The following is a 19,034-nucleotide window of genomic DNA, read 5'->3' on the forward strand; positions in this document are numbered from 1 at the left end:
TTCCCAAAGGTTGCGCGAAACATAGCGGCCAAAGCCTGGATGTCAAGGCGATGCGGCCGTTCCCGCGCGATTTTGCAAGTGTAGCGGTGTTCCCCGGGTTCGGCGAGAGGTAAATTCGGGAACCCGGACAGAAAAGCGCCTCAGGCGGGGTCGCGGGCCGCGTTCACGATAGCGACGAGCCATCCCCTCGCCTCCCCGGGCTTCACCCATTCGAACTCAGGCAATTGGTGCCGGAACCAGGTGAATTGCCGCTTGGCATAGTGGCGGGTGTCGGCGCGGCCGATTCCTGCGGCGTCCTCCAGGCTGAGCTCGCCGCGCAGATGCCGCATCAGGGCCGGCACGCCATGAGCCTTCATCGCCGGCAGCAGCGGATCGAGATGCCTGGCGGCGAGCCGCTCGACCTCCCTCAACGCGCCGGCGCCCAGCATGGCGTCGAAGCGGGCATCGATGCGGGCATAAAGCTCGTCCCGTTCGGGCGCGAGAAACACCGCGCGAAAACTGTCCTTCGGCAGCAGCGGCGGCTGGCCCTCCCGGTGCCAGTCGAGCAGCGAACGGCCGGTCGCCTCGACCACCTCGAGCGCGCGCGCGATCCGGGTGCGGTCACGCAGGTTCAATCGCCCGGCCGCACTGGGATCACGACGCGCCAGTTCCGCATGCAGCGCCTCCGCACCGTTGCGTTCCAGCCGCGCGCGCACGTCCTCGCGTATCTCGGCAGGAATTGGCGGCACCACGGAGAGCCCCGCCGTCAGCGTCTTGAAATAAAGCCCGGTGCCGCCGATGAAGATCGGCAGACGGCCTTCCGCTTTCGCCTCGTCGAGCGCCTTGGCGGCATCACTCACCCAGGCGCCGGCCGAAAAATTCACGGCTGCATCGACATGACCGTACAGGCGATGCGGCGCGCGCGCTTCCTCGCTTTGTGTGGGGCGCGCCGTGATGATCCGCAGGTCGCGATAGACCTGCATGGAATCGGCGTTGATGACGACCCCGCCCGTGCTGAGGGCAAGCTCCAGCGCCAGCGCCGACTTGCCGCTGGCGGTCGGGCCTGCGATAAGCACGGCCTTGCCAACATGGCTTCTGCTGACTTGCCCCTCGCTCACGAAAACCTCAAATGTCCCTCGTCGCCACGCTGATCTGCAATCCCGACAATCCCGCGCTCGACTCGACCATCGTCGATGGCGCCCGCGCCGTGCTGCCCCAGGCGGCGCCCGCGCACTGGCTGTTCGACGGGGTTGCGGTCGACATTCCCTTCGGCGCCGACAGTAACCTCGAAGGCGACCGTCACGCCATCGAGGAGCGGCTCCGTGAGCTTCGCGGCGACCTGCCCGTCGACATCGTCGTGCAGCCAGTCGGCGCCCGGCGCAAGAAGCTTTTTCTCGCCGACATGGATTCCACCATGATCGGCCAGGAATGCATCGACGAGCTCGCCGATCTCGTCGGGATGAAGGCCCACGTCGCCGCCATCACCGAACGCGCCATGCGCGGCGAGATCGAGTTCGAGCCGGCGCTGCGCGAGCGCGTGGCGCCGCTGAAGGAGCTGCCCGCCGGCGTGGTCGACGAGGTGCTGGCCAAGCGCATCACGCTGACCCCGGGCGGCCGCGAACTGGTCGCGACCATGCGCGCCCACGGCGCCTATACCTGCCTCGTCTCCGGCGGCTTCACGCTGTTCACGACCGCAGTCGCCGCCAAGATCGGCTTCCAGGAGAACCGCGCCAACGAGCTCGTCGTGCGCGACGGCAAGTTCACCGGCGAGGTGAAGGAGCCGATTCTGGGCCGCGCGGCAAAGCTCGCGACGCTGGTGGATCTGATGGAGTCGTTCGATCTCGACGACATCGACTCGGTCGTGGTCGGCGACGGCGCCAATGATCTCGCCATGATCCAGGCCGCGGGGCTGGGCGTCGCCTATCACGCCAAGCCGGCCGTGGCGGCTGCGGCTGCGGCGCGGATCGACCACGGTGATCTCACCGCGCTGCTGTATGCGCAGGGGTATCGGCGGGACGAGTTCGTGGAGGGGTAGCCTCTCTCGCGGCGCGCTCCGCACCCGTAGGGTGGGCAAAGGCGCGCTGGCGCCGTGCCCACCATTCTTGCTGCGGCGGTGGAAAGACGGTGGGCACGCTTTCGCTTTGCCCACCCTACGGGACCACGCCCGAGACTACTGCACGCTCAGCGCCACGAACCGCAACTCGCCGTCGGCGTTCGACACCAGCAGCAGCACCGACTTCTTGCCGTCCTTCTTGAGCTGGTCGACCCGCTTCTGGATGTCCGCGCCACTGGAGACGGCCTCCTGCGCCACCTCGACGATGACGTCGCCGGCGGAGAGGCGCTTCTCGGCGGCGTCGGAATTGGCGTCGACATTGGTGACGACCACGCCCTTGACGCTCTCCTTGATCTTGTAGCGGGTGCGCAGATCCTTGTTCAGCGCCGCAAGATCAAGGCCGAGCGCCTTCTGCGTCACCGGCTTCTCGGGCGCGGGCTCGTCGGTCTTCACCGCGGCCTGCACCTTCTCGGGATCCTGGAGACGGCCGAGCGTGACCTTCTTGGTTTCTTCCTTGCCCTTGCGGATGATGATGACGTCGACTTCCTTGCCGACCGCCGTATCGGCGACGACGCGGGACAGGTCCTTCGGATCCTTGACGTCCTTGCCGTCGAACTTGACGACGACGTCGCCCGGCTCGATGCCGGCCGGCTTGGCCGGGCCCTTGTCGTCGACGCCCGCAACCAGCGCGCCGCGCGCCGGCTTGATGTTGAGGCTTTCGGCGATCTCGTCGGTAACACTCTGGATCCGCACCCCTAGCCAGCCGCGGCGCAGCTCGCCGAACTGACGGAGCTGGTCGACGACGCCCGCGACCGTCTTCGAGGGCACGGCGAAGCCGATGCCGATCGAGCCGCCGGAGGGCGAGATGATCAGCGTGTTGACGCCGATGACGTCGCCATCGAGGTTGAACAGCGGACCGCCGGAATTGCCGCGGTTGATGGATGCGTCGGTCTGGATGTAGCTGTCATAGGGACCCGAGGAAATGTCGCGGTTCTTGGCCGAGACGATGCCGGCCGTCACCGTGCCGCCCAGGCTGAACGGGTTGCCGATCGCGACCACCCAGTCGCCGAGACGCAGCTTGTCGCTATCGCCGAACTTCACCGCGACCAGCGGCTTGGTCGGCTTGAACTTCAGCACCGCAAGGTCGGTCTTCTTGTCGACACCGACCAGCTCGGCCTTGATCTTGGTACCGTCGTTGAGGATGACGTTGATCTCGTCGGCATCCGCGATGACGTGGTTGTTGGTGACGACGACGCCTGATGTGTCGATGATGAAGCCGCTTCCGAGCGAGTTGGTCTTGCGCGGCAGCGGGCCGCCGTCTCCGCGCTCGCCACCCTTGCTGCTGCCGCCCGGACCTTTGCGGTTCTTGAAGAAGTCGTCGAAGAACTCCTCGAAGGGCGAGCCGGGCGGCAATTGCGGCATGGCGTTGCTGCCGCCGCCCTTGGCTTCGACGGTCTGCGAGGTCGAGATGTTGACGACCGCGTCGATCACCTTCTCGGCGACGTCGGCGATGCCCTCCGGTCCGCGCGCATAGACCGGCGTGCCGAACGCGCTGAAAGCAGCGACGGCGAGCGCGGCCAGCCCAATTCGCACACCAAGTCGCGAGCGGGACGGGGCAATGGTGGCAGCGGTCATTGTGATCTCCAGAGAGAGGGATTCGGCGCCAGACTGCGCTTGACGGGAGGACGGCGCAAGCGCGGAGCTTAACGGGCCTCAGAACCCCGATAATACGGCGAAAACCGGTCTGTCGCCTTCACTTTGGCGTTGGCGCGACGCCTAAATGGGGCGCCGCATAACCCAGATCAGGACCAGGCCGACGACGGCCGAACCGATCCCGACCGCCCGCAGGATGTTGTCCGGCGTGGCGATGGCGCTCTTCATGGCCTTGCGCATCCAGTTAGGACTTGCCGCGAACATCAAGCCTTCCAGCACGAACAGGATGCCCAAGCCGATGAGGAAGTCGGCGAACGCAATGGACCTCATCGGATTGGAACCTCCCGTTATGCTGTTCTTGTCTGGACGAAGGGCGGCGAGATCCGCCGCCCTTTGTCTAGCTTACGGCTTCGCCGGCGTCTCGTTCGCCGTCTTGCCGGACGGGTTACTGAAGTACCGGAAGAAATCCGAGTCCGGCCGCAGCAGGAAGCGGGTGTCGTTCGACTTCAGCCCGTTCTCGTAGGCCGTCATCGACCGGTAGAAGGCGAAGAAGTCGGCATCCTTGCTGTAGGCTTCGGCGAACAGGCGGTTGCGCTCGGCATCGCCCGCACCCCGGGTCTGCTCGGCCTGCGAATTCGCTTCCGCGACGATGACGGTCGCCTCACGATCGGCCTTGGACTTGATCTCCTGGGCCTTCTGGCCGCCCTGTGCGCGGAACTCGGCCGCCTCGCGCTCGCGCTCCGTCTTCATACGTTGATAGACCGCCTGGCTGTTCTGCTCCGGCAGGTCGGCGCGGCGGATCCTGACGTCGACGACCTGGATGCCGTAGCCGTCGGCCTCGCGATCGAGCTGGTCGCGGATGCGCTGCATCAGCTTCTCGCGGTCGTCGCGCACCACGTTGATGAAGGTGACCTCGCCCAGCACGCGGCGCAGCGCCGCGTTCAGGAGCGTGGTGAGCTGGATGTTGGCAGCCTGGATCGAACCGACGCTCTGATAGAAGCGCAGCGCGTCCTTGATGCGGTAGCGCGCGAAGGCGTCGACCACGAGCCGCTTCTGATCGGAGGCGATCGCTTCCTGCGACGGGTTCTCCAGGTCGAGAATCCGCTTGTCGATGTTGATCACCGAATTCCACGGCGCCTTGAAGTGCAGGCCGGGTGCGGTGACGACGTCGACGGGCCGGCCGAACTGCAGCACGATGGTCTGCTCGGTCTGCTGCACCGTGAATAGCGACATGTAGCCGACGATCACGACGAGCAGGAGCCCAAGCAGGGTGACGATACCTGTGACCGGGGACCTCATCGGCTACCTCCGCTCGACTGCGGACCGGTGGTAGGCGGCCGCTTGGTCGTCAGTTCGCCGAGCGGCAGATAGGGCACGATGCCCTGGCCCGAGGGCCCGCCGTCATAGACCAGCTTGTCCGCGCCGCCCAGCACGCGCTCCATCGTCTCCAGATAGATCCGTTCACGCGTCACGTCGGGCGCCTTCTTGTATTCCTCGTACACCTTCAGGAAGCGCGCGCTCTGGCCCTTGGCCTCGGCAACCGCCTGCTCCTTGTAACCTTCGGCGGCTTGCATGATCTGCGCCGAGCGTCCGCGCGCCTGCGGCACCACCTGGTTGGCGTAGGTCTGTGCCTCGTTCTGCAACTGCTCGAGATTGGCGCGCGCCGCCTGGACGTCGCGGAAGGCGTCGATCACCTGCGCCGGCGGATCGACCTTCTGCATCTGCACCTGGCTGACCTGAATGCCGGCGCCGTAGCTGTCCAGAGTCTTCTGGATCAGCTCCTGCACGCCCTGCTCGGTGACGTTGCGCGCGCCGGTGAGGATCGGCTGGATCTGCGAGCGGCCGATCACCTCGCGCATCGCGCTCTCGGAGACCGCCTTCACGGTGCCTTCGGGATTCTGGATGTTGAAGAGGAAGTCGCCGACGCCATCCGGCTTGATGCGCCAGAGCACGGTGAAGTCGACGTCGACGATGTTCTCGTCGCCGGTCAGCATCAGGCTCTCTTCCGGCACGTCACGAATGGAGCGGCCGCGCCGCGCCGGATCGTCGATCAGCGTCATGCCGATGGAGATGGTGTTGACGCGCAGCGCCTTGGGCAGCAGCACTGTCTCGATCGGATAGGGTAGATGATAGTTCAGGCCCGGCTGCACGGTGCGAACATGCTTGCCGAAGCGCAGCACGACGCCGAGCTCTTCGGACTGCACGCGGAAGAAGCCCGACAGCAGCCAGAACGCGACGATCAGCAGCACGATCAGCGTGATGCCGATGCCGGAGAAATAGCCTCCCGGCATGATCTGCTGGAGGCGGTCCTGGCCGCGCCGCAGAAGGTCTTCCAGATCCGGCGGCCTCGGCCCGACCGGTTGCGGGCCTGAGCCCCATGGTCCCTTCGGACCCGAGCCCCATGGGCCACCGCCCTGATTCTTCCACGGCATTCGACGCTCTCCTCGGCAGGGTGGAATTGCCCCCGCCCGCTTTGTCCGGTCCGGCTTTATAGGGGACAGGCAAGTCCCTTACAACGCAGCGGTGCCCGTCTTCCGAGCTATGCTCGGGCACGAAAAAGTCAATGTAAACATTGACGAAAGCGGTTAATGGCCGCGCCGCCGACGATATGTCACATAGGAGAAGTCGGCGCTGTCGTCGGGGCCGGCAGCATGGCGGATTCGTTCAACCTCGTCCCATTCCGCCTTGTCGATGTCGAAACGCGTGTCGCCTTCGGGGCGCGCGTGCACTTCGGTGACTTCGAGGCGATCGGCCCGATCGAGCCATTGCCGATAGATCTCGGCGCCGCCGATCACCGCGATCTCGGTGACCGAACGCCGCAGGGCGTCGCCAAGCGCAACCGCGCCGGCATCCGCGGCCGATGTCGTGACAATGGCGCCGTTGGCGCGATAGGCCGCATCGCGCGTGATCACGATGTTGGTGCGGTCCCGCAGCGGCCGGGGCAAGGATTCGAAGGTCTTGCGGCCCATGACCACGGGCTTGCCGATCGTCAGCGCCTTGAAGCGCGCCATGTCGGATTTCATGCGCCACGGCATGGCGTTGCCGGCGCCGATGACGCCGTTCTCCGCGATCGCGACGACGAAGACGATCTCCATCAGGGCGCACTCCCGGCAAGCCGCGTCAGCGCCGGCCCGGTGACACGGCACAGCGTCCAGTCGTCCATCATGACCGCGCCGAGCGACTTGTAGAACGCGATCGACGGCGCGTTCCAGTCGAGCACCGCCCATTGCAGGCGGGACCAGCCGTTCTCGACGCATTCCTTGGCGAGATGGACCAGCAGCGCCTTGCCGAGGCCCCTGCCCCGGTGCGACGGCCGCACGTAGAGATCTTCGAGATAGATGCCATGGCGGCCGCTGAACGTGGAGAAATTCGCAAACCACACCGCGAAGCCGACCGGCTCGCCGTCCCACTCGGCGATCGCGCAATAGAGTTGCGGTCTCTCGCCGAACAGCGCGTCAGCGATGTCGGCCTCGGTCGCCTCGACCTCGTGCGAGAGCTTTTCGTATTCGGCGAGTTCTCGGATGAAAGCGAGAACGAGCCCGGCTTCGCCCGGGCGCACACGGCGGATGTTGAGCGACATCGGCGCTAAACCGCGACTTCCGCCTTGATGTGCGGATGAGGGTCGTAGCCGACGAGCTCGAAATCCTCAAAGCGGAAGGAGAAGATGTCCTTCACATCGGGATTGATCCGCATCACCGGCAGCGCGCGCGGCGCGCGCGTGAGCTGAAGCCGGGCCTGCTCCAGATGGTTGGAATAGAGATGGGTATCGCCGAACGAATGCACGAAGTCGCCGGGCTTCAGGCCGGTGACCTGCGCCACCATCATGGTCAGCAGCGCATAGGAGGCGATGTTGAAGGGCACGCCGAGGAAGACGTCGGCCGAGCGCTGATAGAGCTGGCAGGACAGCTTGCCGCCTGCGACGTAGAACTGGAACAGGCAATGGCATGGCGGCAGCGCCATCTTGTCGACCTCGGCTGGATTCCACGCCGAGACGATCAGGCGGCGCGAGTCCGGATTGCGCTTGATCATGTCGACCACGTTCGCAATCTGGTCGATGCTGCGGCCGTCAGGCGCCGGCCAGGAGCGCCATTGATGACCATACACCGGGCCGAGATCGCCATTGGCGTCCGCCCATTCGTCCCAGATGGTGACGCCGTTATCGCGCAGATATTTGATGTTGGTGTCGCCCTTCAGGAACCACAGCAGCTCGTGGATGATCGCCTTCAGCGGCAGCCGCTTGGTGGTCAGCATCGGGAAGCCGGCCGACAGATTGAAGCGCATCTGATGGCCGAACACCGAGAGCGTGCCGGTACCGGTCCGGTCGGTCTTTTCGGCGCCGTCTGAAAGAATCCGCTCGAGCAGGTCCTGATACTGGTGCATGTGCGACTGAGCCTTTGGGGAGCCGGCGAACTTAGCGGCCGCCCCCGCGCTGCAACAGCGGCGATTCGCTGTCCGCTCCGATTATACCCGGAAAAGTGAGTCCTCCCGGCGCAAACGACAAGGGGCGGAACTTACGTCCCGCCCCTTGCCCTATCAGCTTGATCGCATTGCCTAAGTTGCCGGCTTCAGCACCGGGGTCCATTTCGCGATTTCGTTCTTCACGAGGGTGGCCAGCGCCTCCGGCGTCCGCTCCGCGGGACCCGGGATGACGCTGCCGAGCTCGAGCAGGCGCTTCTTCACGGTCTCGTCGTCGAGCGCCTTGTTGGCCGCAGCGTTCAGGCTGGCCAGGATCGCCGGCGAGGTTCCCTTGGGCGCGAACATCGCATTCCAGGCCTGGGCCTGGAATTTCGGCAGGCCCGCTTCTGCCGTCGTCGGCACGTTCGGAAGCGACGGATTGCGCTCCGGCGTTGCGATCGCATAGGCCTTGATGGTGCCGGCATTGATCTGCGGCACGGCATTGACGATCTGGTCGCACATGTAGTCGACCTGCCCCGCCACCAGCGCGTTCATCGCAGGTCCCGTGCCGTTGAAGGGCACGCCGACCGGCTTGATGTCGAGGATCGAGTGCAGCAGCTCGCAGGAGACGTGCGAGACCGAGCCGACGCCGGCATGGGCAGCGTTCACCTTCTCGGCGTTGGCCTTCACATAGGCCACGAACTCCTTCAAATCCTTCGGCGGAAAGTCCTTGCGCGCGAGGATCAGGATCGGGGTACCCGCGAGCAGCGCGATCGGCTCGAAGTCCTTCTCGGGATGATAGGCGAGCTTGGGATAGAGCGGCATGGAGGCGGCATGCGTGCCCATATGCCCGGTGATGAGCGTATAGCCGCCATTGGCCGCGCGCGCGGCGCGGGTGGTTGCGGTGGTGCCGCCGGCGCCGACCACGTTCTCGATGATGATGCTCTGTCCCAGCGTCTGCGCCATATGCCCGGTGACGATGCGCGAGATCACGTCAGTCGGTCCGCCAGCCGCGAACGGTACGATCATGGTGATGCTGCGCGTCGGATAAGTCTGCGCATCGGCCGGCACAGCAAAAGCGCACAGCGAGGCGAGCGCTGCGGCACATGCGCTCGTGAGCGCGCGAATGAAGGTCATGTCGATCCCCGTCGTTCCCTTGGACACAAGCAAAATGCCGGCCCAAAGGCCGGCATTTTCATTTCACGAAGCCGTAACACAAGTCGATTCGACTTCCGAATGCGGCGCGCCGACGCAGGCGACGGCGCCGACTCAGGAGCCACCTAGTTCTCGGACTCCGTGAACACCTGGTCGCGCTTCGACCGCAACACAGGCAGCACCGTAAGCAGCAGCAGGCTCGCCGCGATCGCGAGCAGCACCGCCGACAGCGGACGCGTCAGGAACACGCTCCAGTCGCCACGCGAGATCAGCAGCGCACGGCGCAGGTTCTCTTCCATCAGCGGTCCGAGCACCATGCCGAGCAGCAGCGGTGCCGGCTCGAAATCGTGCTTGATCAGCCAGTAGCCGACGAGACCGAACACGCCGGCAAGGATGACGTCGACCGGCGCGTTGTTCACCGAGTAGATGCCGATCGCGCAGAAGATCACGATCGAGGGGAACATCAGCCGGTACGGCACGCGAAGCAACCGGACCCAGATTCCGACCAGCGGCAGGTTGATGATGATCAGCATCAGATTGCCGATCCACATCGAGGCGATCATGCCCCAAACGAGGTCGGGCTGCTTCTGCATGACCTGCGGACCCGGCACGATGCCATGGATGGTCATCGCGCCCACCATCAGCGCCATCACCGCGTTCGGCGGGATGCCGAGCGTCAAGAGCGGGATGAAGGAGGTCTGCGCCGCAGCGTTGTTGGCGCTTTCCGGCGCCGCCACGCCCTCGATCGCACCGCGGCCGAACCGCTTCGGATCCTTCGCGAGCTTCTTCTCGAGCGTATAGGCCGCGAACGAGGCGATGACCGCGCCGCCGCCGGGCAGGATGCCGAGGATCGAGCCGAGCACGGTGCCGCGCAGGATCGGCGGCGTCGAGTCGATCAGATCCTTCCTGGTCGGCATCAGGCCGGTGATCTTCTGCTGCACGAGGTCGCGGTTCATCTCGGCACCGGCGTCGAGATTGCGGATGATCTCGGCAAAGCCGAACACGCCCATCGCCACCGTCGCAAAGCCCAGGCCGTCGGCGAGCTCCGGAATGTTGAAGGCCATGCGCGAGGCGCCGGTCTCGATGTCCGAGCCGACCATCGACAGCAGCAGGCCGAACACGATCATCGCGATCGCCTTCAGCACCGAGCCCTTGGCCAGCACGACCGCAAAGATCAAGCCGAGCACCATCAGCGAGAAATACTCGGCCGGGCCGAACGCCAGCGCGAGCTTGGTCAGCGGCGCGCCGAGCACGGCAATCAGCACGGTCGCAACGCAGCCGGCGAAGAACGAGCCGATCGCCGCGATCGCCAGCGCCGGGCCGGCGCGGCCCTGCTTGGCCATCTGGTGACCGTCGATGGCGGTGACGACCGATGTCGCCTCACCTGGAATATTGACCAGGATCGACGTGGTCGAGCCGCCATACTGGGCGCCGTAATAGATGCCGGCGAGCATGATCAGCGCGCCGACCGGCGGCAATCCGAAGGTGATCGGAAGCAGCATCGCGACAGTGGCGATGGTGCCGATGCCCGGGAGCACGCCGACCAGGGTGCCGACCAGCGCGCCGATCAGGCACATCAGCAGGTTGATCGGGGACAGCGCGACGGCAAAACCGTGAGCGAGGTTGGCAAAGATATCCATCACACCCTCACTGGATCAGGAAACGCGGGTACATCGGCATCGGCAGCCCGAGCACGTAAGGAAAGAGGATCGCGCAGCCGATCGTCAGGCAGGCGCCGACGATGGCGGCCTCCAGCCAGCGCGTCTCATGCGACCCCGTCGCGGCGATCATGAAGCTCGCAAAGGCCGTGACCACGAGGCCGAGCGGCCGGATCGCCAGCGCGAAAAACAGGATCGCGGCCATCACGAACATCGGCCCGCGCCACGAGTAATGGGCCATCGCCGGCCCATCGGTCAGAAGTCCGGTCAGGGCGATGCCGGCGGACAAGGCCACCAGCAGTCCGCCGAACATCCGCGGCGCGGTGCCGGCGCCGAAGGAGAAGCCGCGCATCCCCTGCAGATCGCTCGAGGCCCACAGCGCAAACAGGGCCAGCGCCATCAGGATGACCCCGCCGACATAGTCCTGCGCCGACTTGATGGTCATGAACAGCGTGACGATCGCCACCGCAAAGATCGGATAGGAATAGATCAGCGCGAGCAGCACCTCGGACGACGCCTTCTTGGTGTCACCGGTGGCCGCTCCCATCAACGTACCGGGCGCACCGACGAGCAACGCGGTGGCGTGGCTGATCACGACCGTGGCCGGGCCGCGGCCCGCGCCCCAACCGAAAATCGTCCCTATCGACCAGATGAATTCGAAAATCTGCGGCGCAATCGCCAGCAGACAGAAGCCGAGCGCCACCGATGTGTTTCGGGTGGCAGTCGCCGAGTGGCCCATCGTATCGGCCATGCATGTCTCCTCCGCGACCCGTAAGTCACGAGCACTGTTGTTCTAAATCGGCTGGAAATGGATCCCCCGCCCGACCACTGCCTAGCGATTTTCATTACACAATGCCAGCAAAACCCAACAGTCCCCCGGCGAGCAGGAGCCAGAGTGGATTGATGCGCGAGACCGAGGCGATCACCGCAACCATTGCGGTCAGAAGCACTGCAGCAATTGTGCGATCGGTCGACTGGGCCAGGATCAGGGCACTCGCCGCCATCAATCCGATCGAAAGCGGAACCAGTGCAGCCTGGATCAAACCGGGCCAGCGCGATTTGCTGGGCCGATTCAGGAGGCGGCTGACATAATAGGCAAGCAACGCGGTCGGCAGGCACATCGCCAGCGTCGCCGCCAGCGCGCCGGGGATGCCGGCGACGGCATAGCCGATTAACGTCACGATAAGCACGTTCGGACCTGGCGAGAGCTGCGCGATCGCATAGGCGTCGGTGAACTGCTTATCGGTCATCCAGTGATGCACCTCGACCGCAATGCGGTGCATCTCGGGCACCGCCGCCGCGGCGCCGCCGACGGCGAACAGCGACATTAGTCCAAAGGTGGAGATCAGCGCCCAGATCGGATTCTCAGGCTTCATGCTGCTACTTTCCGCCGCAGGAAAAAAGTGGCGCCGACACTGATGGGGATCGCGACCAGCAGCACCGCCGGAAGCGGCAGGCGGAGCACGCCGATGGCGAGGAACACGCCGGCCATCAGGATCAGTGCGAGGGGATCCGTCCTCTTCAGCAGCGGCGTCATCATGCGGAACACTACCGCGATCAAGAGACCGACCGCCGCGCAGCAAATGCCGGCGAGGCTGCGGCGCAGCACGTCAAGGTCACCGTAACGGGCGTAGATGATCGCAAGCACCGTCATGATCAGCGTCGGCGGCAGCAACAACCCGGCAAAGGCGGCAAGCCCGCCCGCGATGCCGCGCAGCCTTGATCCGAACACCATGGACAGATTGACGATGTTGGGTCCGGGCAGGAAATGACAGAGCGCAAAAGTCTCGTTGAACTCGTCCGCATTCATCCAGCGGTGCTGCTCGACGATCGCCCGCCGGGCAAACACCAAGACCCCGCCGAAGCCGGCCAGCGACATCCGGGCAAAGGCCAGGAACAGCGCGAGCAGGCCGGGCGACGCGGCGCCGGCGGCCGGTTGATCCGGCATCTGATCTGGTTGGGCCGCCGGTGCGGAATCGTCGGGCATCACAGGAGCTTAGAGGGCCGGTCGCCACGCCGCCAAGCTCCTGCCCTGCCCGTCCGGAACCTATCCAAAGGGAACCGTGGGATCGCCGCGCGAAACACCTGTCATTCGAAACCTTTGCGCCCTATATTGGGGCTGCCGGTTCGCCGGCTATGGAAATAAACGGTCGTCGCAATAAACCATTCGGACCCGGGGGCGGTACCCGGCGCCTCCACCAAAACCCACCAACCGGTCATCCCGAAGCGGGCTTTGGCGGGGGCGAAATAGGATCGACGAGGGCGTAAAGGGCGTACTTTTTCCCGGTATTGTTCCGCCGTTATCGGGCTACTGCAATAGTTGCCAACGACAACTTTGCTCCGGTTGCTCAGGCTGCGTAACGCAGTTTGAAAGACCATCTTAAAGTCCTAACGGGTTAGCTCCGTTAGGCGGGGTTCGGAGGCACCTGGCAACAGAAGCCTCCACTTTACTCTTGATTTCTTCCCCGGCGGGGACTCCTGCTGACCCGTCAGGCGCGGTACTATTGCGGCTTGGCGAGTCGGCACGGTCCGGCTTCGGGGATGCAACAGGACCACCATGGCGACCGATCATATCCGATACGATGTGCTGGCCCGCGACGCGCTGCGCGGCGTGCTGCGGAAGGTGCTGACCGATGCCGCGGCCCAGGGCCTGCCGGGCGAGCACCATTTCTTCATCACCTTCGTGTCGAAGGCCGAGGGCGTGAAGTTGTCGTCGCGGCTGCTGGCGCAATATCCGGAAGAGATGACGATCATCCTGCAGCATCAGTTCTGGGACCTGACCGTGCTCGAGGACCGCTTCGAGGTCGGCCTGTCCTTCGGCGGCATTCCGGAGCGGCTGATCGTGCCGTTCAGCGCCATCAAGAGCTTCCTCGATCCGTCCGTGAAGTTCGGCCTGCAGTTCGACACGTCTGACGTCGCCGAGGTCGCGCCCGAGACGCTGCCGACAGCTCCCGCGCCATCGGCCGCCGCCGTGCAGACGCCCGCCCCTGAAACGGCGGAAAGCACGGAGGAGCCGGCGGCCCCGAACCAGGGCGGCGCCGAAGTCGTGCGGCTCGATCGTTTCCGCAAGAAATGATCTAGGTTGGACCCGAACCCGTCGCACGCGGCCGAACTCCCTATATAGAGAAGCACACGAAAGAGCCGCGCGGTGTTTCGCGCGGCAGAATGGATGTGCTCATGGCCAAAGCCGCCCGCGCGAAGACCGCCCGCCCCACCACCCGCATCGAGACCGACAGTTTCGGTCCCATCGAGGTCCCTGCCGACCGCTATTGGGGCGCGCAGACCGAACGCTCGCGCCAGAACTTTCGCATCGGCACCGACCGCATGCCGATCTCGCTGGTGCACGCGCTCGGCATCGTCAAGCTCGCCGCGGCACAGTCCAACCTCGAGCTCGGCCTGCTCGACCGGCGCCGCGCGGGCGCCATCATCCGCGCCGCCCGCGAGGTGATCGAGGGCAAGCTCGATGACCATTTCCCGCTCGTCGTGTGGCAGACCGGCTCGGGCACGCAGAGCAACATGAACCTCAACGAGGTGATCGCCAACCGCGCCAACGAGCTGCTCGGCGGCGAGCTCGGCGCCAAGAAGCCGGTGCATCCCAACGATCACGTCAACATGAGCCAGTCGTCGAACGATTCGTTTCCGACCGCGATGCACATCGCGGCCGCAAGTCGCATCACTGCCGATCTCATTCCTGCGCTCGATGAGCTGCTCCGCGCGCTGCGCAAAAAGGAGAAGGCGTTCGCAAACATCGTCAAGATCGGCCGAACTCATACGCAGGATGCCACGCCCCTGACGCTCGGCCAGGAGTTTTCCGGCTATGCCGCGCAGGTCGAAAGCGGCATCGCCCGGCTCAAGGTCGCGGTGAAGGACCTCTATCCGCTGGCGCAGGGCGGCACCGCCGTCGGCACCGGCCTCAACTCGAAGCCGCGCTTCGCGAAGCTTTTCGCCAAGCACGTGGTCGGGATCACGAAGCTGCCCTTCACCAGCGCCGCCAACAAATTCGAGGCACTGGCCTCCAACGACGCCTACGTGCTGGCGCACGGCGCCATCAATTCGGTCGCGACAGGCCTGTTCAAGATCGCCAACGACATCCGCCTCCTGGGATCAGGCCCGCGCTCGGGCCTAGGCGAGCTTGTCCTGCCGGAGAACGAGCCGGGCTCCTCGATCATGCCGGGCAAGGTCAATCCGACCCAGTGCGAGGCGATGACCATGGTGTGCTGCCAGGTGTTCGGCAATCACACCGCGATCACGGTGGCCGGCAGCCAGGGCCATTTCGAACTCAACGTCTACAAGCCCGTGCTCGCCCACAACATGCTGCACTCCATCCGCCTGATGGCGGATGCGGCGCGGTCCTTTACCGAGCATTGCGTGAGCGGCATCCGTGCCGACGAAAAGCGCATAAGTGAGTTGATGCAGCGCTCGCTGATGCTGGTGACGGCGCTCGCCCCGAAGATCGGCTACGACAACGCCGCCAAGGTGGCCAAGACGGCCCATGCCAACGGCACCACGCTGAAGGAGGAGGCGCTGCGGCTCGGCTTCGTCTCGGCTGATGAGTTCGATCGCCTGGTACGCCCCGAGAAGATGACCAGCCCGGGATAGAACTCCGAATTCCGATAGCCATCCGTAATGATACGGACGCTCGGCGCCCTAGAAATGTGCGGCTTTGGGGGCGGGATTTGATTACCGTCAATGTTCCGGCAGGACGGCGTGCTACGCAGCCCTTCCGCCCCTCGAAGGGGGCGAAATTCATCGTTTGATGGCCCTAGAGGCCGATTGACGAGGACAAGCGAATGGCGATCAAGTCTTGTGGGGCGCAGTGCGGCACCCTGTTTCTGAGTGTTTCATCCTGCCTGGAAAGGATCGGATGATGGAGACGCGGCATGGGGAACGTCATCAACCTGAATCGTTTCAGGAAGCGCGCCGAACGGGAAGCCTCGGCGAAGCAGGCGGACGCCAACCGGACGAAGTTCGGTCGCACGAAGGCGGAACGGTCGGCGCAGGAGACGCGCGCGGACAAGGCGAAAGCGCATCTGGATCAGCATCAGATCGATCGCGAGGAGCAGCCATGAAGTCGCCGGTCGTGAAACGGTCGATCGTCGTCGCCGGGCACAAGACCAGCGTCAGCCTGGAAGAGGCGTTCTGGAACGGCATGAAGGAGATTTCCGGCTTGCGCAACATGACGTTGTCCGAGCTGGTCGGCGAGATCGACAACAACCGCCAGCAGGGCAATTTGTCGTCGGCGATCCGCCTGTTCGTGCTGGACTACTTCAAGAGCCGGGCCATGGCCCCCCAGCCGGACAAGGTCGCGGCCCAGTAGCCAACCCAGCCCTCGGGGGCGCCTTCGACGGCGCTCCGCCACCCGCACTTTAAAATCACTCTAAGGTGCGGTTTCAGGGAGCGCGCGCGCTTGACCTCAATGCCTTGCGTTGAAAATACAGGGCATGACCGACACCAATGACACGCGCCCGCACATGCCGCTGGGTCTGGCCCAGCGCGGCTATACCGGCGTCATCCAGCATCTTTCCGCTCGCGAGGCGGGCTCGGCGCTCTCCGACATCGAGCTCGAGAGCCGCCTGATCGAGCTCGGCTTCGTCGAAGGCGCCCGGGTCGAGGTCCTGCACGAGGGGCTGGTCGGGCGCGACCCGATCGCCGTGCGGGTCGACAGCATCACGATTGCGGTCCGCCGCCGCGAAGCCATGGCCATCATCGTCGCCTAGACAGCGACCGGACCTCTGATCCCGGACCAGTGATTCCATGGAATTACCCCTGCTGCATCTCGCCCTGGTGGGCACGCCGAACAGCGGCAAGACCTCGCTGTTCAATGCCCTGACGGGCAGCCGGCAGAAGGTCGCAAACTATCCGGGCGTCACCGTCGAGCGCAAGGAAGGCTTCTTCGTCACTCCGCTGGGACGTCAGGTCTCGGTGGTCGACCTGCCCGGCACCTATTCGCTGCGCGGCCGCAGCCCCGACGAGGAGATCACCCGCGACTTCGTGCTCGGCAAGGCGTCCGGCGAGACCGTGCCCGACCTCGTGCTGTGCGTGGCCGATTCGACCAATTTGCGGCTGACCATCCGCCTGCTGCTCGAGCTCAAGCGCACCGGACGGCCGATGCTGCTCGTGCTCAACATGTTCGACATCGCGGCCCGCCGCGGCATCACCGTCGACACGGAGCGGCTCGCCAAGGAGCTCGGCCTGCCCGTGGTCACCTCGATCGCGGTGCGCAAGGGCGGCACCGCCGACCTCTTGAAGCTGACCGACGAGATCTCGGTAAGGCTCGCCGCCGAGGCGGCGGCGAACAGCTGGCGCGCGCTCAGCGTCTCCGAATTGCGCGCGACCCAGCGCGAGGCCGACCGCATCATCGCCGACTGCGTCAGCCTGCCTGCTAGGCCCGACACCTGGACCGCGCGGATCGACGCGATCGTGCTGCATCCGGTCGGCGGCCTCATCGTGCTCGCGCTGATCCTGTTCGTGATGTTCCAGGCGGTGTTCGCCTGGGCGCAACCAGCAATGGACGTGCTCAAGTCCGGCTTCGACGCGCTCGGGGAGCTCGTGCAGGCCACCCTGCCCGACGGCCTGTTGCAGAGCTTTCTGCAGAATGGCGTGATCTCCGGCGTCGGCAGCGTCATCGTGTTCCTGCCGCAGATCATCCTCATCTTCCTGTTCATCCTGCTGCTGGAAGATTTCGGCTATATGGCGCGCGCCGCGTTCCTGATGGATCGCATCATGGGCGGCGCCGGCCTGCACGGCCGCGCCTTCATACCGCTGCTGTCGAGCTTTGCCTGCGCCATTCCCGGCATCATGGCGACGCGCGTGATCGACAACAAGCGCGACCGACTGACCACGATCCTGATCGCGCCGCTGATGACCTGCTCGGCGCGTATTCCAGTCTACACGCTGATCATCTCGGCTTTCATCCCTGCGAAGGACGTCTGGGGCTTCATCAACCTGCAGGGCCTCGTGATGTTCGGCCTCTACGCCGCCGGCATCATCAGCGCGCTTGCCGTCTCGTTCCTGATCAAGTTCTTCATGCTGCGCGACTTTGCGCCGGCGCCGTTCATGCTGGAGCTGCCGGACTACAAGATGCCGCAGCTGAAATCGATCGCGATCGGCATCTACACCCGCGCCAAGATGTTCCTGGTGCGCGCCGGCACCACGATCTTCTCGATGATGGTGCTGATCTGGTTCCTGGCCTCGTTCCCGCAGCCGCCGGCGGGCGCCACCGAGCCCGCCATCGACTTCAGCCTCGCCGCCATCATCGGCAAGGCGCTCGAACCCCTGCTCGCCCCGGTCGGCTTCAACTGGCAGATCGCGGTCGCGCTGATCCCGGGCATGGCGGCGCGCGAGGTCGCGGTCGCGGCGCTCGGCACCGTCTATGCGATCGAGGGCGGCAAGGAAGCGGCCGAGCAGATCGGCCAGGTGCTCGCGACGAAATGGTCGCTCGCCACCGCGCTGTCGATGCTGGCCTGGTACATCTTCGCGCCGCAATGCGCCTCGACGCTGGCCGTGATCCGGCGCGAGACCGGAAGCTGGACCTGGATGGCCGTGACCTTCACCTACATGCTGGTGCTGGCCTATGCCGCGAGCCTCCTGACGTACAACGTCGCGGTGGCGCTGGGCGCCGGCTGAAGCCCTCAAAACTAAAATTGCGAAAACAACCCCATGCACAGTAGACCGGGGTTGTGAAATCAATGGCTTACGCGAGTGCAGGAATCATCCGGGCCAGGCGATCCCAGGAAACCGCGACCATTGATTTCGGTCAATGGTCCACCTCACCCGCCTGTCACGCTTTCTCGTCGTCCTGCAAAGGGAGAGAGCACATGACTGGACATGCCAAGCTGATCGGACTGTTCGTCACCGCCGCGCTGTTCACGGCAGCGCCCCTGTCGTTCCACACCTCGCCGGTGGATGCGCTCGCCGTGTCCGTTGACACCGCCGAGGCCCGCGTCGGACGCCCGCTCACGCCGGGAAGCGTTGCCGGCGTCAACCGTAGAGTCCATCGGCGGGCTTACTACGGTGCCGCAGCGGCGGGAGCTGCCGCCTATGGCGCCTATGGCTATCGCCGGGCTTGTGGATATCACCCCTATCCGCCCTGCTATTGAGGCGCCGGTTCGAGGGCGCACAAGCCGTTGAGCTAGATCAAC

Annotated in this window: 21 protein-coding genes and 1 other RNA gene; 9 read left to right on the top strand and 13 right to left on the bottom strand. The window is 65.1% G+C overall.

The window, feature by feature from the left end:
* Window positions 1–140: 140 nt before the first annotated feature.
* On the bottom strand, window positions 141–1,097 hold the full coding sequence (gene miaA / locus IC66_RS0110800; protein ID WP_038947619.1) for a tRNA (adenosine(37)-N6)-dimethylallyltransferase MiaA: 957 nt from the start codon (window positions 1,095–1,097) through the stop codon (window positions 141–143).
* Between the two features lie 11 nt (window positions 1,098–1,108).
* Here miaA and serB point away from each other — a divergent pair, with 11 nt between their 5' ends.
* Complete coding sequence (serB, locus tag IC66_RS0110805) at window positions 1,109–2,014, top strand: phosphoserine phosphatase SerB (protein ID WP_038947620.1); 906 nt, start codon at window positions 1,109–1,111, stop codon at window positions 2,012–2,014.
* A 135-nt stretch (window positions 2,015–2,149) separates the two neighbouring features.
* Here the strand turns inward: serB and IC66_RS0110810 are convergent, their stop codons facing one another.
* The 12 genes from IC66_RS0110810 to IC66_RS0110865 all read right to left on the bottom strand — a co-directional run bounded on the left by IC66_RS0110810 (window position 2,150) and on the right by IC66_RS0110865 (window position 12,880).
* On the bottom strand, window positions 2,150–3,667 hold the full coding sequence (locus IC66_RS0110810) for a Do family serine endopeptidase (protein ID WP_038947621.1): 1,518 nt from the start codon (window positions 3,665–3,667) through the stop codon (window positions 2,150–2,152).
* 141 nt (window positions 3,668–3,808) lie between these two features.
* On the bottom strand, window positions 3,809–4,015 hold the full coding sequence (locus tag IC66_RS0110815) for a DUF2065 domain-containing protein (protein WP_028145452.1): 207 nt from the start codon (window positions 4,013–4,015) through the stop codon (window positions 3,809–3,811).
* A 72-nt stretch (window positions 4,016–4,087) separates the two neighbouring features.
* Window positions 4,088–4,984 (bottom strand): protease modulator HflC, encoded by an 897-nt coding sequence (gene hflC / locus IC66_RS0110820; RefSeq protein ID WP_038947623.1) that lies wholly within the window; start codon window positions 4,982–4,984, stop codon window positions 4,088–4,090.
* Window positions 4,981–6,117: an FtsH protease activity modulator HflK gene (gene hflK / locus IC66_RS0110825; protein WP_028145454.1), complete on the bottom strand. Its 1,137-nt coding sequence runs from the start codon at window positions 6,115–6,117 to the stop codon at window positions 4,981–4,983. The genes hflC and hflK overlap by 4 nt, the downstream gene beginning before the upstream one ends.
* A 153-nt stretch (window positions 6,118–6,270) precedes the next feature.
* Complete coding sequence (locus IC66_RS0110830) at window positions 6,271–6,780, bottom strand: dihydrofolate reductase (RefSeq protein ID WP_028145455.1); 510 nt, start codon at window positions 6,778–6,780, stop codon at window positions 6,271–6,273.
* Window positions 6,780–7,265 (bottom strand): GNAT family N-acetyltransferase, encoded by a 486-nt coding sequence (locus tag IC66_RS0110835; RefSeq protein ID WP_028145456.1) that lies wholly within the window; start codon window positions 7,263–7,265, stop codon window positions 6,780–6,782. The genes IC66_RS0110830 and IC66_RS0110835 overlap by 1 nt, the downstream gene beginning before the upstream one ends.
* Before the next feature lie 5 nt (window positions 7,266–7,270).
* Window positions 7,271–8,065, bottom strand: a complete 795-nt coding sequence (locus IC66_RS0110840; protein WP_018319711.1) for a thymidylate synthase — start codon at window positions 8,063–8,065, stop codon at window positions 7,271–7,273.
* 171 nt (window positions 8,066–8,236) lie between these two features.
* A complete protein-coding gene (locus tag IC66_RS0110845; RefSeq protein ID WP_038947624.1) occupies window positions 8,237–9,217 on the bottom strand; it encodes a tripartite tricarboxylate transporter substrate binding protein BugD in 981 nt (326 codons plus the stop codon).
* A 143-nt stretch (window positions 9,218–9,360) separates the two neighbouring features.
* Window positions 9,361–10,875: a tripartite tricarboxylate transporter permease gene (locus IC66_RS0110850; RefSeq protein ID WP_028145458.1), complete on the bottom strand. Its 1,515-nt coding sequence runs from the start codon at window positions 10,873–10,875 to the stop codon at window positions 9,361–9,363.
* Between the two features lie 7 nt (window positions 10,876–10,882).
* The gene (locus IC66_RS0110855) at window positions 10,883–11,644 is read right to left on the bottom strand and encodes a tripartite tricarboxylate transporter TctB family protein (protein ID WP_028145459.1); all 762 of its coding nucleotides are present in this window, start codon (window positions 11,642–11,644) and stop codon (window positions 10,883–10,885) included.
* Window positions 11,645–11,738: 94 nt separating this feature from the next.
* Window positions 11,739–12,269 carry a chromate transporter gene (locus IC66_RS0110860; RefSeq protein ID WP_028145460.1) on the bottom strand — a complete coding sequence of 177 codons (531 nt, stop codon included), beginning with the start codon at window positions 12,267–12,269 and terminating at the stop codon, window positions 11,739–11,741.
* A complete protein-coding gene (locus IC66_RS0110865) occupies window positions 12,266–12,880 on the bottom strand; it encodes a chromate transporter (RefSeq protein ID WP_038947625.1) in 615 nt (204 codons plus the stop codon). Before IC66_RS0110865 ends, IC66_RS0110860 begins: the two co-directional genes overlap by 4 nt.
* Window positions 12,881–12,975: 95 nt before the next feature.
* Between IC66_RS0110865 and ssrA the strand changes: the two genes are divergently transcribed.
* From ssrA to IC66_RS0110900, 8 genes are all read left to right on the top strand, one after another.
* Window positions 12,976–13,340: a transfer-messenger RNA gene (ssrA, locus tag IC66_RS42980) on the top strand.
* Between the two features lie 110 nt (window positions 13,341–13,450).
* Window positions 13,451–13,969 (top strand): SspB family protein, encoded by a 519-nt coding sequence (locus IC66_RS0110870; protein WP_038947626.1) that lies wholly within the window; start codon window positions 13,451–13,453, stop codon window positions 13,967–13,969.
* Between the two features lie 89 nt (window positions 13,970–14,058).
* Complete coding sequence (gene fumC, locus IC66_RS0110875; RefSeq protein WP_038947627.1) at window positions 14,059–15,492, top strand: class II fumarate hydratase; 1,434 nt, start codon at window positions 14,059–14,061, stop codon at window positions 15,490–15,492.
* A 281-nt stretch (window positions 15,493–15,773) separates the two neighbouring features.
* Entirely contained in the window at window positions 15,774–15,962 is a 189-nt protein-coding gene (locus IC66_RS0110880) for a DUF4169 family protein (protein ID WP_028145464.1), read from the top strand.
* Window positions 15,959–16,210, top strand: a complete 252-nt coding sequence (locus tag IC66_RS0110885; protein ID WP_018319702.1) for a ribbon-helix-helix domain-containing protein — start codon at window positions 15,959–15,961, stop codon at window positions 16,208–16,210. Before IC66_RS0110880 ends, IC66_RS0110885 begins: the two co-directional genes overlap by 4 nt.
* A gap of 124 nt (window positions 16,211–16,334) precedes the next feature.
* Window positions 16,335–16,610 carry a FeoA family protein gene (locus tag IC66_RS0110890; protein ID WP_018319701.1) on the top strand — a complete coding sequence of 92 codons (276 nt, stop codon included), beginning with the start codon at window positions 16,335–16,337 and terminating at the stop codon, window positions 16,608–16,610.
* 37 nt (window positions 16,611–16,647) lie between these two features.
* Window positions 16,648–18,519 (top strand): ferrous iron transporter B, encoded by a 1,872-nt coding sequence (feoB, locus tag IC66_RS0110895; protein ID WP_038947628.1) that lies wholly within the window; start codon window positions 16,648–16,650, stop codon window positions 18,517–18,519.
* A gap of 191 nt (window positions 18,520–18,710) precedes the next feature.
* Entirely contained in the window at window positions 18,711–18,992 is a 282-nt protein-coding gene (locus IC66_RS0110900) for a hypothetical protein (protein WP_028145466.1), read from the top strand.
* The last annotated feature ends 42 nt before the right edge of the window (window positions 18,993–19,034 follow it).

The sequence above is a fragment of the Bradyrhizobium genomosp. III genome (assembly GCF_000261705.1).
GTDB classification, from domain to species: domain Bacteria; phylum Pseudomonadota; class Alphaproteobacteria; order Rhizobiales; family Xanthobacteraceae; genus Bradyrhizobium; species Bradyrhizobium ottawaense.